The sequence below is a fragment of the Verrucomicrobiaceae bacterium genome, assembly GCA_016713035.1.
Lineage (GTDB): Bacteria > Verrucomicrobiota > Verrucomicrobiia > Verrucomicrobiales > Verrucomicrobiaceae > Prosthecobacter.
This window is the reverse complement of record JADJPW010000007.1, coordinates 382443-395834: the sequence shown is the minus strand read 5'-3', so window position 1 is coordinate 395834 and position 13392 is coordinate 382443. Positions and strand designations below refer to the sequence as shown.

Here is a 13392-nt window from a genome sequence, read left to right as displayed (position 1 = left end):
GGGGCCTCGCGCTATGTAAGCACCCCTCTCACACACCCACCACGAACCCCTTTTCCTCACAATGAATCTCACACGCACGGCTTACGGCACCTGGAGCGGCGGCCGCTTCATGCACTACGGCGAACAGCTCTCTGAAGAGCACTACATGCAGCTCATGCGTGATTCTTTCGCCAAAGGTGTGCGCACCTTTGTCACTGCCGATGTCTATGGCGTGGGCCGTGCCGATGCACTGCTGGGCGAGGCACTCAAGGGCATCCCGCGTGAGGAATACTGCCTCGTAGGCATCGTGGGGCATGATATTTACGAAGGCATCCGCCAGGGCTCACGCGGCTACCCGCGCTTCACCGATCCCACACTGCGCGGACCAGAGAAGTACTACGATTACCTCAAAATGGCGACGGAGAAGAGCCTGGAGCGCTGCAAGACCTCCAAGTTCGACCTGCTCATGCTCCACAACCCGGACAGCATCAGCTACACCAGCGAAAAGGTGTGGGATGCCTTCACCAAAATCCGCGACGAAGGCCTCACCGAGCGTCTCGGCATTGCCCCAGGACCTGCCAATGGCTTCACGCTCGACATGATCGAGTGCTTTGAGCGCTACGGCGACCGCATGGACTGGGCGATGATCATTTTGAATCCCTTTGAGCCCTGGCCTGGTCAGCATGTGCTGGCCGCTGCGGAGAAAAACAAGGTCGATATCCTCGCTCGCGTGGTCGATTACGGCGGTCTTTTCCATGATGACGTGAAGCCTGGGCATAAGTTCCGCGATGGCGATCACCGCACCCACCGCCCCGGTGAGTGGATCGAGCATGGCGTGGAGCGGCTGGAAAAAGTGCGCCCCATCGCCCAAAAGCACGGCTTGTCGATGCTCCAGCTCGCCTGCCTATGGACTCTGGGCAATACCGCCGTCAAAAGCGTCGTCCCCACACTCATCCAGGAGCATGGTGAAGGCGCCCGCAGCATCGAGAGCAAGCTCGATGACCTCGCCGCGCTGCCTGCACAATGCCTGAGCCAGGAGGAGATCGAAGCCATCCGCCAGATCGGTGACAACACCGGCTGCATGGCGCTAAAAGGTGCCAGCAAGCGTCACCCCGCAGATGATGTGCCCCGCGCGGATGAATGGCCGATGCGGGATGACCTCCTCACTCTGGCAGGCCGCTTCGGGCTGCAATGGGCGTGGTAAAAACCGCCCAGCTCAGCGCTTACTCTTCCTCTTCATCCGGCACGCGGGCGCTATTCACGGAGCGCGGCTTCTTCACGGGTGAGATGTGCCGGTGCACCCACACGCTCTGAATCATGCCCATGAGAAAAAGCGTCACGACCATGAAAGTACCGCCGTAGCTGATGAAAGGCATCGGAAGGCCGATGATCGGCAGCATCGTGAGATTCATGCCCGCATTCTGAAAGGTGTGCGTGAACATCATCGCCACGATCCCCACCACGATGAGCCGCCCTAGCTGATCACGGGCAGAAAAGGCCACCATCACGCCGAAGATCAGCAGACTCGCCATGCCCACCAGCGTGCCGAAAGCACCCCGGAAGCCGAACTCCTCTGCCATCACGGCAAAGATGAAGTCATTGATTACTTCATCCGGTAGGAAGGTGCGGTGCACGGAGGCACGATCCGGCACATTTTTTGACTCTGGCCCCTTGCCCTCGAAGCCGCCCGTGCCCACCGCCATTTGGAGATGACTGTACACCCAGCCCTCGTCCTGGAAGTTCACTTTGTGCGATTGGCCCGTGGCTAGATAGATGGGCGTTTCGATGCGCTTTTGCTGCTTCTCCGAAAGGGCAAAGACATAGCCTAGCGGCACCACCGCAGCGACCAGCGTCACCAGCGTGATGATGTAGCGGAAGGGGATGCTACCCACCAGCATCATGCTCAGAAACAGCGGCCCCCATACCAGTCCAGAGCCCAAGTCCTCCTTTGCCACCAGCGCCGTGGGCACTCCAGCGACGAGCCCCGCCACCAGGGTGCGTAGCCACGGCCTGCGAAACATCGGTGCCATGCGCGGTAGATCACCAAAGACCACCGCCAGGGTCAAAATGCCCGCCATGATCGCGAACTGCGATGGCTGAAACTGAATCCCACCGAAGCGTAGCCAGTTCGTATTCCCTTGGATCGTCACACCGAATTGCTTCAGCAGCAGCAGCAGCGTGAGTCCGGTAAGATACATCGGCCAACAGGCCCATCGCACCCATTTGTAGTCGATCAGACTCGCGGCAAAATAGAACGGCGTGCCGACTGCGATCCACATGAGCTGCTGCCGCCACTTCGTGGAAAGATCCACCGCCTCCTTATAGGCAGAGGCATTGTAGATCGAGTACACCCCCAGCAGCAGCAGTGCGACCATGAACAAAAACATGATCCAATGCATGCCGAGGAATTTTTTAAACAGCGGAGTCATCCTATTTCAGAAAAAGGTTATGGGATCAAGTCAGTCCAGATGCGGCACGGCAGCGAGCAGTTTTTTCGTGTAGTCGTGTTGCGGATTTTCACAGATCGCATCCGCGCCGCCCTGCTCCATGATTTTCCCGTGATGCATCACCACGATGCGGTCGCTCATGTGCCGCACCACCGCCAGATCATGCGCGATGAACAGCAGCGTCAGGCTCATCCGTGTTTGGAGATCCTTCAGCAGATTCAGGATCTGTGCCTGCACGCTCACGTCTAGGGCACTCACCGGCTCATCACAGATCAGGAAGCGTGGCTTCACCGCCAGCGCCCGTGCGATCCCGATGCGCTGCCGCTGACCGCCGCTAAACTCATGCGGGTAGCGCTGCAGCGCATCCGCAGGCAGTCCCACACTCACTAGCATCTCAGCGCTCGCCTCACGTCGCTCATTCCGGCTCATCTTCGGGAAGTGAATCTCCTGCGGCTCCGCCAGGATGCTCTCCACCGTCATGCGTGGATTCAGCGAGCCGATCGGATCTTGGAAAACCATCTGCATCTGCTTGCGCAGCGGGCGGAATTGCCCCTCCGGCATGTCTAGGATCGACTGCCCGGCAAAATGCACCACACCACTCGTCACCGGCACCAGTTTCAGCAAAGCGCGAGCCACCGTGGACTTGCCGCTGCCACTTTCACCCACTAGGCCCACTGTCTCCCCCTCATTCACCTCAAAGCTCACCTCATCCACCGCCTTGATCACATCCCGCGTGCCGCCCAGCAGACCAGAGCGGATAGGGAAGTGGATTCGGAGACCTTCGACAGAAAGGAGGGGCATGCAGGCAGGAGGAGAGAGGGCGCGAGCGTAGTGCTTCTTACGAATAATCAAAGAGCTTGTTGGCTTCCTTCGTGCCCGATCTGGGGCCACCTCGCCATCCTCCTCCACTCGCCCTAAGCTCGTTTTTGACGGAATCTTTCGTTGTCAAAATCAGCCGCTTCGCCAAGAGAGAAGGTGCATGAACAAATGGACACTCCGCGCCGTCTTCGGCGTCCTTCTACTCTGGCTCCTCTCTGGTCTGATCCAAAAACCGATCATGGAGGAATCTCTCACTCGTCACACCCAGGCCGCCCTCTCCGCCCCAGAGCACCGTGGCGTCTTCGCGGATGTGAAGCCCGCCTTCGATGGCCAGCAGGCCACCCTCACCGGCACCGTCGGCAGCCAGGCACTCCGTGAGCAGGCACGCGACATCGTCACCAACAAAGTCCGCCCCACTGGCGAATGGGGTGAGAGCTACAACCCCGTCACCCGCGTCATCGACCAAATGCGCGTGGACCCCGCCTGGCTCGATCAGCACCCCCAGCAGCACCTCATTGCCACCTACTACGAAAATCGCATCGACCTCAGTGGCTGGGTCAAATCAGCCGCCGATGCCAAGGAAGCCCTCACCGCCCTCCAAGCCAAACACACCGGCATCAAATGCTATGACATCACCCGTGTCCGTGACGGACTCCGCACAGGCTCCGACTGGGCCACCACGCTCAAGACCATCCCAGACCTCCGCACCATCGAAGGAGCCGCCAAGACTGGCTCACTCGCCTTCTCCGCCGTCGATGGAAAATGGACCACCCTCCCCGGCACCACCACCGATGACCAAGCCGTCGCCCCAGCCACCGCAGCGAACTTAGAGGCCGATCCCGTCCAAGCCGCCCTCGGCCACATCCGCGGCTGGGTCGCCCGCGAAGCCGAAAACGAGCGCATCGCCAAGCTCCCACCCGCCTACGTCGGCGTCATGGCCCTCCCAGACCGCCTCCACGTTTACGGCCACGCTCACAAATTCGAAGACAGCGTCCTCCTCGTCGATCAGATCAAAAAAGCCCTCCCAGGCATCCAAGTCGAAGAACACGTCCCCATTGACACCAACGTCAAACCCGCCCCAGACTGGCAGACCCCGCTCAAAGGCATCACTCCGAAAAAGGACACCGCTTTCGCCTTCGCACTCGCCCCCGGCGGCAAAGCCTCCACCTGGGACACCACCGGTGGACTCGAAGGCATGAAAAAAGCCCTCTCCCCTTCCCTCCCCGCCGATTACGACAGCTACCCCGACCTCTACGCCGCCTACGAAAAATGGGCCAAAGCCAAAGAAGCCACCGAAAAAGCCGCCAAGGAAGCTGCCGCCAAAGCCCTCCAAGAAAAACAAGCAGCCAAAGAGGCCGCTGAGAAAGCAGCCAAAGAAGCCGCTGAAAAAGCCGCCATGGCCGCCAAAACCGCCCCAGCGGCCACTACCACCCCTGCCCCCGCCGCCCCTGCCCTCCCTGGCTTCATCGGCTGGACACTCCACCAGGCCAAAATGCGCCTCTTCGGCCAAATCGGCTCCGATGCGCTCAAAACCCAGGCCATCGACGCCGCCAAAGCCGCCTTCCCCGGCACCGAAATCAATGCCGACGCCCTCAAAGTCAGCCCCACCGCCACCTCCCCCGCCGGAGCCAAAATCGACTTCGCCAAGCCTGCAGACGCCGCCAAACCCGCCATCGGCCTCAGCCACCCCGGTGGAGCCGCCAAAGTCTATAACCTCGACGTCTTCGACTCTGAAATCGAACGCGACTTCCCCGCCATCGCCTTCCCCCAGGGCATGCTCGGCACCGAGCTCAGCGGCTTCCGCACCAGCCTCGTCTCCAGCAAGCTCCTCCAGCAGGACGAGCCCTACGTCAGCGCTATCGCCACCGGCACCACCCTCACCGTCTCAGGCGAAGTCGCCGATGAAGCCGCCAAAAAAGCCATCCTCGATGCCATGAAGGCCGCCAACCCCACCTTTACCATCACCGATGCACTCACCATCACCCCCCTCGTCACCACCATCACCGACACAAAGCCCACCCTCGAGTCCGCCCCTAAATTCGAGCCCGGCAAAGGCGGCATCGCCGTCGTCACCCCCGGCCAAAAATGGCGCACCGCCGTCGTCCACTCCATCCGCTTCAAAACCGGCTCCAATCGCTCCAAAGACCAAGAACGCGCCCTCTACCAAGTCCGCCGCGTCCTCAAACTCAACCCCGCCGCCAAATTCGAAGTCGCCGGCCACAGCGACAACGTCGGCGATGAAGCCGCCAACACCAAACTTAGCGAAACCCGCGCCAAAAACGTCGCAGACGGCCTCGCCGCAGGCGGCATCGACCGCGCCATCCTCTCCACCCGTGGCGCAGGCCCCCGTGAACCCGTCGCAGACCCCAATACCGATGCCGGCCGTGCCCTGAACCGCCGCGTCGATGTACTCCTGAAATAACACCCCCCTCACACTCACCCAAAAAGACAGAAACACCTCAACCCCACACCACACCACCATGGACGGCACCATTTCCTACTTCTTCGAGCACTTCATCACCATCGCACTCACCGCCGCGCTCTTCGGCTACTTCGGTTGGTGGCTACGCGGCAAAATCCACGCTCCCTCTACCCATTCGCACTCCCATTCTCACACCCCGTCCTCGCTAGCACCTGCAAAAGCCGCAGACGCTGATTCCGGCCGCGTCCGCAGCCTCGAAGCGCGCCTCAAAGACGCCGAAGAACGCGCCCGCAACGCCGAAGCCGCCAGCTCACGTCTCAAAGCCGAAACCGAGTCCAAACTGGCCGCCCTCGTCCCCTCCGCCGACCTCGAAAAAGCCCGCCTCTCCCTCACCGAAGCCCGCCGCGAAGCCGACGACTTCAAAGCCAAGTTCCAGCGCTCCGAAGACGGCTTCAAAGCCGCCCGCACCGCCGATGCCAAGCTCCTCGAGCAGCAAAACGAAATCGCCAAGCTCCGCGAAGAAGTCGCCCGCCTCATCTCCGCAGCCCCTGTCGCCTCCGGCGACAGCAGCTCTGAAATCGAGCGCATGAAGGCCACCGTCCGCACCGCAGAGACCCTCGCAGGCCAAGAGCGCCGCCGCGCAGACGAATACAAAGAGCAGGCCGAGTCCCTCCGCGACAAAATGGCCAAGCACAAAGAAGAAATCGCCGCCCTAAAAGCCTCCACCCTCGACGCAGCCGCCAAAGCACGCCTCGAAGCCGAGCTCGCCGCCGCCCGCGAGGACCTCCAAAAAACCGAACACGCCCTCACCACCGAGCGCAACCGCATCAGCGTCCTCGACCGCGAATTCAACAACGCCAAGAGCAGCCTCGCCAAGTGCCGCAACGAAACCACCACTCTCCAAAGCAGCCTCACCGCCACTGAAGAGGCCAAAAATGCCCTCGAAGCCGACAACCGTCGTCTCGTCGTCGCTCTAGCCACCGCAGAATCCAGCGCTACCGCCAGCGCCGCCGCCGCACTCACCACCACCGTCCCCGCAGCCGCCGCTCCGGCCCCAGAGCCCACACCTGCCCCCGCCCCTGTCATCGAAATCACCCAGCCCCTCACCGTGGATGTCCCATCCACCCCCGTAGAGGCCCCCAAAGCAGAAATCATCGCCCCACAATTCGGTGCCGTGCAGAGCATGCTCGGCTTCGCCGCAGCACCAGCCGCAGAAGAAGCCCCAGCCAAAAAGGAAAAAATCGAAGCCGCCACCGAAGCACTCGGCAAACGCGTCGTCCGCGACGACTTTAAAATCCTCGAAGGCATCGGCCCCAAAATCGAAGAACTCATCCACGCCGACGGGATCACCACCTGGCAACAGCTCTGCACCACCAGTGTCGAGCGCCTCAAAGACATCCTCTCCCGTGCTGGCGAGCGCTTCGTCATGCACGACCCCACCACCTGGCCCCAGCAAGCCACCCTCGCCTACGAGGAAAAATGGCAAGAGCTCCGCGCCCTCCAAGACGTCCTCGACGGCGGCCGCATCGTGCAACCCGCCTCCCCGGAGGCCTAATCGGCCTCCTCCGCACCTCATCCAAACAATCAAAAGGGCACTTCAATCGAAGTGCCCTTTTTTTGTGAAGCTTCCCGATAAGGGCACCTACCCAGCGGTAGGCGCACTCACTTCGGCTGATGCATGGCGATGCAGTGGAAGGCTCCGCCCTCGGTGACGAGGTCTTTGGCCATCATGGAGATGATTTCGCGGCCGGGGAAGCACTCGGCGATCTTGTCCTCGGCGGCGGCGTCTTTCTTCTTGTTGCCAAAGAGCGGGACGATGACGGCGTTGTTGAGGATGAGGAAGTTCGCGTAGCTTGCGGGCAGGCGGCTGAGGCGCCAGTCCTTCATTTCGATGGCCTGGGGCATCTCGATCTCGATGATTTCGAGCTTGCCGCCGTCTGGTGCTTTCACGTCATCGAGGCGCTCGCGGATTTCCTTCAAAACTTTGTGGTTCGGGTCGGTGTCACGCGGCTCGACCATGCAGATGACGGCGTCTTCACGCACGAAGCGGACGATGTCGTCGATGTGGCCATCGGTGTCGTCGCCTTCGATGCCTTTTTTGAACCAGACGATGTCTTTGACGCCGAGCATGGCCTTCAGTTCCTTCTCGACATCGGCTTTGTTGCCGGGCTTGCCGCCGTGGCGGTTGGGATTGAGCAGGACGGCCTCGGTGGTGAGGAGGGTGCCTTTGCCGTTGGTTTCGATGGCGCCGCCTTCGAGGATCATCTTGGAGGTGAAGCGCTCCATGTTGAGCACCTTGGCGGCTTTTTCAGGGATGCCGTTGTCGAGATCCCACGGGGCGAACTTGCCACCCCAGGCATTGAATTCCCAGTCGGTGATGGCGAGCTTGCCGGTCTCGTTGTGCTTGATGAAGATGGGGCCGTGGTCGCGGCACCAGACGTCGTTGGTGTTGTGCTCGTAGAGATCGACCTGGGAGAGATCGCCTTCATTGTCGGCGATGCTGAGGCGGATGTTCATGTGGCTGAGCATGGGCGCATTGATGCGCACGCGCTCGTAGCGGCTGATGACGCTGGCGATCTCGCCGAATTTGTCCTGGAGCTTGTGGAAGGTCTTGGGGCAACTTTCCTTGTTGGATGGCCACGAAAGCCAGATAGCCTCCTGCGGTTCGAATTCGGCGGGGAGGCGGTAGTTTTGCGGGTAATTGGCTTTACTCATCGATGTAGCGTTTGGTCAGAGGGGCGTAGGTGTCAATGCGGCGATCACGGAAAAAAGGCCAGATGCGTCGAAAATCTTCCACCGCACGCAAATCGCACTCGGTGAGGAGGATTTCTTCGTCGGTGACGGACGCCTTGGCGATGATCTGGCCGTAGGGGTCTGCGACAAAGCTCTGGCCCCAGAACTCGCTCTGCTGCTCGGTGCCGACACGGTTCACGGCGGCGACGTAGCAGCCATTGGCCACGGCATGGCCGCGCTGGACGGTCTCCCAGGCGCAGTGCTGGGCGATGCCGAGCTGGGCTTTTTCACTGGGCAGCCAGCCGATGGCGGTGGGGTAAAATAGAATCTCCGCACCCATGAGGGCGGTCATGCGGGCGGCCTCTGGGTACCACTGGTCCCAGCAGATGAGCACGCCGATGCGGCCGAACTTCGTATCCCACACGCGGTAGCCGAGATCGCCGGGCGTGAAGTAGAATTTCTCTTCAAAGCCAGGGTCCTGGGGGATGTGCATCTTGCGGTATTTGCCCAGCACAGTGCCATCCGCGTCGATGACGGCGGCGGTGTTGTGGTAGAGGCCGGGGCCGCGTTTTTCAAAGAGGGGGACGATGATGACGACGCCGAGCTCCTTTGCCACAGGGGCCAAAGCTGCCGTGGTAGGGCCGGGCACGGTCTCTGCGAGGTCGAAGAGCTCTGTATCCTGCGTGATGCAGAAATACGGTGTATTAAAAAGCTCCTGCAAGCAGACGATCTGGGCACCCTGAGCCGCCGCGTCTCGGATGAGGCGGATGTGATGGCGCAGGCTTTCGTCTTTGCTAGAAAAGGCCCGGCTCTGCACCAGGCCGAGGGTGACTTTCGACATAGGGCGCGGAGTCTTGACCGCGAGCGGAGTGGATGCAAGGAACGACTGCGTGAGAATCAGCGTAGGCTGATTGCGCTAGCAAGTGAGCAGCGAGAGGAGAAGCGGCTGTTTACCACGGATGGAACGGATCGAGACGGATGACACGGTCTTGTTTGCTACCTCGGCCGCTTCCTCAGCGTGAGAACTCGCGGTCGAGGCCGTCGAGGTATTTGGAGATGGGGTCTTCGCGTGGGGGGAGCTCTTTTTGGATGATGATGGGGAGGTTGAGGAAGTCCTCGAACTTGCCGGAGAGCTTTTCGGTTTCATTGGCCTCATACCAGTCCACGAAGTCTCGCACGGCTTTGGTCTGGCTGGCGGCGGCGATGGCGGCCTGGCGTAGGCCTGCGAGGCTGATATCGACGTCTTTGGTCTGACCACGTTGGAGCATGTCGAGCACGGCCAGGTAGCCATTGACGACGGGGCGGAAGGCGATGCCGATCTGGGGCTGGAGATTGCGCAGAGCGATGACGTTGTGCTGCAGGATCTCGGCGCGGTCTGGCCGCTTCATGATGTGCACGTAGTCCTCCAAATGGAGTTGCACGGCGACCATGCCGGGCGGGAGCTTGCCGATGTCGCTGTCATCCGCCGCTGGGGTAGTGGGCGGGGGAATGACGGGGGTGGGGACGGGTTTGGCGGCGGGATTGGTGGTGCGGGTGCTGCCGTCTTTTGGCTGCACGGGGCGGGCGGCAGGTTTGGCGTTGGGATTGGTGCTGCGGGGCGGGGTGGTGCTCTTGGATTTGGCTTTTTTCTTGGCGCTGGAGGTGGAGGAGGCCGCTGGGGGTGCTTTTGGCGGCGTGGGGGTTTCGGTGGCGGGCTCCTCGGTCTTCTTTTTGCGCTTCAGGAAGTCCAACAAGGCAGCATGCGGACGCGGTGGGATGAGGTAATCGAGGGTGAAGGCGATGAACTGGGCTGCGGCGGGGCTGAGGGCGGCGGATTCGTCCTTGCTGGCGGGTTTTTTGTCCTGGGGGGCTTCGCTTTCGGCTTTGGGCTCGTCTTTTTTGCTGCCGCGTAGCCAATCGAAGAATCCGCGCTTTTTCTCGGCGGGCGGCTCTTCCGCTTTGGGCTCAGGTTTGGCCTCGGATTTGGGTTTTTCGGTGGTTTTGGGCTTGGAGTCGGTGGTGGCTGGGGCGGGCTTTGGGGCCTCGATGGCGGCGGCTTTGGCTTTGGCGTCTTTTTCGGGCTCGGGCGTGGTTTTAGCGTCGGTGGGCTCTTCGGGCTCGGAGGCGGATTTCAGCCCCTGGCGGGAAAAAAGGCGGCTGAAGATGCCTGGGCGGCTTTCTTCGGTCGCTGCGTCGCTGGAGGCGGTTTTGGCGGCTTTTTCGGCAGCTTTGTCCTCGGCGATGGCTTTTTCGAGCGCGGCCATTTTATCAGCGCTGGCGGCTTTTTTCTCTGCATCGGGCTCAGAGTCGCTGGGGTCGTCTTTTTTGTCTCCGAGGAGGCCTAGGGTGAGGTAGCGGACCCAGACGTTGCCTTTTTTGGGTTCTTCCTCTTCCTCAGTCGCCTCATCGGGGGCGGCGGGAGTTTCTGCGGATTTTGCGGCGGATTTGGAGCTGGATTTAGCCTTGCTAGAGCTGGCGACGGGGCTGGAGGTGGTTTTTTTAGCAAAGGGGTCGGGGATGGCCTTTTTCGGCTCTTTAGGTGTGGGCGGCTGTGGGCTGAAGGTGGAGGCCGGGGCGGCAAAGGGCCGGGACTGGATGTCCTTTGGTGCTTCTTCGGTTTTGGCGGTGTAGTGGATGGTCAGGGCCTTTTCGAGGGCGAGGAGACTTTCATCCGCGTTGAGGGGATCACCCACGCCGCGTTTGGCGAGGGCGGCCATTTGCAGCGCCCACCATTTATTCAGGCTGGAGGCACTGGCGGCGAAGCCGGGGTAAGCAGCGCTGAGGAGCTCACGCTCGGAGCGTTTGTCGCCGGCGAGGCTGTTGAGGAAGGTATTGAAGCGCCGTGCGCCCTGTGGCTGCTCGACCAGCGCCATGACGAGCGCGGAGCAGGAGGTGTCGTAAATGCTGCGGGAGAGGCTGTCCATCTCCGTGGGGGAGGCCTCGATGATCTCCTCGATGCCGAAAATTTTACCGCTTTTGAAGATGGCGGCGAAAAGGGTGACGGGCCGCGCTGCTGCACGGAAGTCCAGCGCCCCCATGACGCCGGTGAAGATCCACTCGGGCAGCATGAGCCGGTCTGCGGGATTCATGAGCTGGGAGTGACCACGAAGGACACGCTCGGCGAGCATGAGGCGCACGGTTTCCCGCCGCAGGGTGCCGAGGGTGAGTGCGGGCGTATCGAGCACGGTCATTTCCAGGCGGAATCCGGCCCCACTGACCTCCGTGATGCCGACGGTGACAGTCTGGCGGCCCAGTGCGGTGGCGCGGGCCGCATCCTCTCCCTGCACGAGCTGTACGACGATGGGCAGGACGTGCGGCGCGGTGTCGCCCAAGGTAGCCCGCAGCTCCGAGGCCAGCTCATCCAGGTGCGAGGAGAGGCGGCTGCGAGTGGCGAGATCCTTCCCATGCACGCGGAACTGGCCGCTGGCGCTGGTGGAGGAGGTGACGGGGACTTTATCGCCCGGCAAAGGGATGCTCGGGGCGACGACGGTATCGCTCTTGGGCTTGGTGGCGGCATCCAGGGCCTCCTGCTTGCTCATGGTTGTGGTCACCGGAGCAGGCGGGGGCGGAAGGGCCGCCGCAGGTGCTGGGGGTGCCGCTGGAGGAGTCGCAGGGGGCATCGTCGGTGCCTGGGGGGTGCCTGGGGCTCCCTGCTTTGGCACGGGCATGGGGGGGATTTGCAGCTCGCCCTCTTTGCGCGGGCGGGGTGGTGGCTTGTCAGGCTCTGGCAACTTCGCAGGTGCAGGCCGCGTGGCCTTCAGGGTGCCCACAGGAGGTGCCGCAGGTACCCCCGGTGCCTCCGGGGGCGGGAGGGTGAGCTTTCCGACAGGCCTTGGCCCTGGTGTGATGACCAGCGGTGCCTGGATGGCAGCGGCGGCTTCCGCGGCTTTGTCTTTGACGATTTTCGGTGCTGGTGGTGCCGTAGGAACGGGGCTCTGTGCCTGCGCCGATGGGATGCTGCTGCCGAATACGGCGAGGACTGCCGCAGCTATGGCTGTAGCGGTGGCTAGACGGGGATGTAGGCACGGTTTCATGCGGCGGGGAAGCGGGAGTCGAGCACGAGTTTGTCTTTGCCGAGGGTGATCTGCGTCATTTGAAAAAGAGCGCGGATTTCCGCATCGAGCGCATCGGCCACGACTTGCAGCGTGGGATGCAGCGGGCGCATGAGGCCGCGTGGCAGCCTCAGATGCCCCACGGCGCCACTGAGGACCTCGACGTGGAAATTCTCTCCGCGCCGGGTGATGGCGAGGTCGATGCTGGCCGTGCGCTGAAAGCCACGCACGTCCCAGGCGATGACGACATGCGCCCGCCCGTCCTCCAAATCCACACGGGTGTCCTGCAGCCGCACCCAGTCCGCCATCTGGCTGCCCACACGCTGCGGCAGCACGGCGGTGAGGTAGCGATTCAGCGCGGCCTCGGGGATCTCCAGCATGCTAGAGCGCTTCAGCGCGGCCTGACGCAGCTCATCGAGCAGATCCTGCTCACGCACCTTCTCCACCGCGACGGCCGGCAGGCGCTCTGGCCGATGCGCCACCCATGCAGCTCCGCCCAACGCACTGAGCAGGAGCAGCCGCGTGAGCTTAAAGAAGAAGCGTTTCATGGGACGATGAGCGGGGCGCTAAGTGGCAGCGGGCTTCGCCGGAGCAGCGGCGGGTGCAGGTGCCGGTGGGGTGGAAGTCGTCGTAGCAGACGATGCGGCGGCGCTGTCCTGCTTCGCAGCCGCTTTGTAGGAATCACTGCGGTAGTCGGTGATGTAGAAGCCGGTGCCTTTGAAGATGAAACCGGCACCGACGCCGATTTTGCGCTTCACAGGGCCTGCGCAGCCCTCCTGGGGGCAATCGGTGAGATGCGGGTCCTTCATGGACTGGCGGGCCTCGAATTCATGGCCGCAGGTCTGGCAGGCGTAGTCGTAAGTGGGCATGGATCAGGGTAGGGGGCAAAATGGGGGTTCACGCCCGGCACGAGCCGGGCTGCCAGTATGCGGTGCTGCCCATGCCGCTGCAAAAGGATTTT

The 13392-nt window shown here is 62.0% G+C and carries 10 protein-coding genes; 3 read left to right on the top strand and 7 right to left on the bottom strand.

The features are described 5' to 3' along the window. Nucleotides 1–61: 61 nt before the first annotated feature. Complete coding sequence (locus IPK32_21155; protein MBK8094399.1) at nt 62–1183, top strand: aldo/keto reductase; 1122 nt, start codon at nt 62–64, stop codon at nt 1181–1183. 19 nt (nt 1184–1202) lie between these two features. Here IPK32_21155 and IPK32_21150 read toward each other — a convergent pair whose 3' ends face one another. Together IPK32_21150 and IPK32_21145 are read right to left on the bottom strand one after the other, a co-directional pair. Beyond that, the gene (locus IPK32_21150; GenBank protein ID MBK8094398.1) at nt 1203–2408 is read right to left on the bottom strand and encodes an FtsW/RodA/SpoVE family cell cycle protein; all 1206 of its coding nucleotides are present in this window, start codon (nt 2406–2408) and stop codon (nt 1203–1205) included. Nucleotides 2409–2438: 30 nt separating this feature from the next. Then, nucleotides 2439–3227 (bottom strand): ABC transporter ATP-binding protein, encoded by a 789-nt coding sequence (locus IPK32_21145; GenBank protein MBK8094397.1) that lies wholly within the window; start codon nt 3225–3227, stop codon nt 2439–2441. Nucleotides 3228–3405: 178 nt separating this feature from the next. On the opposite strand from IPK32_21145, the gene IPK32_21140 reads away from it, so the two are divergent. Continuing rightward, nucleotides 3406–5667 (top strand): OmpA family protein, encoded by a 2262-nt coding sequence (locus IPK32_21140; GenBank protein ID MBK8094396.1) that lies wholly within the window; start codon nt 3406–3408, stop codon nt 5665–5667. A 58-nt stretch (nt 5668–5725) separates the two neighbouring features. Beyond that, nucleotides 5726–7222 carry a hypothetical protein gene (locus IPK32_21135; protein ID MBK8094395.1) on the top strand — a complete coding sequence of 499 codons (1497 nt, stop codon included), beginning with the start codon at nt 5726–5728 and terminating at the stop codon, nt 7220–7222. A 107-nt stretch (nt 7223–7329) separates the two neighbouring features. Here the strand turns inward: IPK32_21135 and IPK32_21130 are convergent, their stop codons facing one another. The 5 genes from IPK32_21130 to IPK32_21110 all read right to left on the bottom strand — a co-directional run bounded on the left by IPK32_21130 (nt 7330) and on the right by IPK32_21110 (nt 13300). Beyond that, entirely contained in the window at nt 7330–8382 is a 1053-nt protein-coding gene (locus IPK32_21130; protein ID MBK8094394.1) for an agmatine deiminase family protein, read from the bottom strand. After that, nucleotides 8375–9241: a carbon-nitrogen hydrolase gene (locus IPK32_21125; GenBank protein ID MBK8094393.1), complete on the bottom strand. Its 867-nt coding sequence runs from the start codon at nt 9239–9241 to the stop codon at nt 8375–8377. The genes IPK32_21130 and IPK32_21125 overlap by 8 nt, the downstream gene beginning before the upstream one ends. A 172-nt stretch (nt 9242–9413) precedes the next feature. After that, nucleotides 9414–12413 carry a hypothetical protein gene (locus tag IPK32_21120; GenBank protein ID MBK8094392.1) on the bottom strand — a complete coding sequence of 1000 codons (3000 nt, stop codon included), beginning with the start codon at nt 12411–12413 and terminating at the stop codon, nt 9414–9416. Beyond that, complete coding sequence (locus IPK32_21115; protein MBK8094391.1) at nt 12410–12979, bottom strand: hypothetical protein; 570 nt, start codon at nt 12977–12979, stop codon at nt 12410–12412. Before IPK32_21115 ends, IPK32_21120 begins: the two co-directional genes overlap by 4 nt. 18 nt (nt 12980–12997) lie before the next feature. After that, nucleotides 12998–13300: a zinc ribbon domain-containing protein gene (locus IPK32_21110; protein ID MBK8094390.1), complete on the bottom strand. Its 303-nt coding sequence runs from the start codon at nt 13298–13300 to the stop codon at nt 12998–13000. Nucleotides 13301–13392: the final 92 nt, after the last annotated feature.

Coding starts and splice junctions, on each gene's coding strand:
- IPK32_21140 (MBK8094396.1), top strand. CDS start 3,406: ATGAACAAATGGACACTCCGCGCCGTCTTCGGCGTCCTTCTACTCTGG.
- IPK32_21130 (MBK8094394.1), bottom strand. CDS start 8,382: ATGAGTAAAGCCAATTACCCGCAAAACTACCGCCTCCCCGCCGAATTC.
- IPK32_21150 (MBK8094398.1), bottom strand. CDS start 2,408: ATGACTCCGCTGTTTAAAAAATTCCTCGGCATGCATTGGATCATGTTT.
- IPK32_21120 (MBK8094392.1), bottom strand. CDS start 12,413: ATGAAACCGTGCCTACATCCCCGTCTAGCCACCGCTACAGCCATAGCT.
- IPK32_21145 (MBK8094397.1), bottom strand. CDS start 3,227: ATGCCCCTCCTTTCTGTCGAAGGTCTCCGAATCCACTTCCCTATCCGC.
- IPK32_21110 (MBK8094390.1), bottom strand. CDS start 13,300: ATGCCCACTTACGACTACGCCTGCCAGACCTGCGGCCATGAATTCGAG.
- IPK32_21125 (MBK8094393.1), bottom strand. CDS start 9,241: ATGTCGAAAGTCACCCTCGGCCTGGTGCAGAGCCGGGCCTTTTCTAGC.
- IPK32_21155 (MBK8094399.1), top strand. CDS start 62: ATGAATCTCACACGCACGGCTTACGGCACCTGGAGCGGCGGCCGCTTC.
- IPK32_21135 (MBK8094395.1), top strand. CDS start 5,726: ATGGACGGCACCATTTCCTACTTCTTCGAGCACTTCATCACCATCGCA.
- IPK32_21115 (MBK8094391.1), bottom strand. CDS start 12,979: ATGAAACGCTTCTTCTTTAAGCTCACGCGGCTGCTCCTGCTCAGTGCG.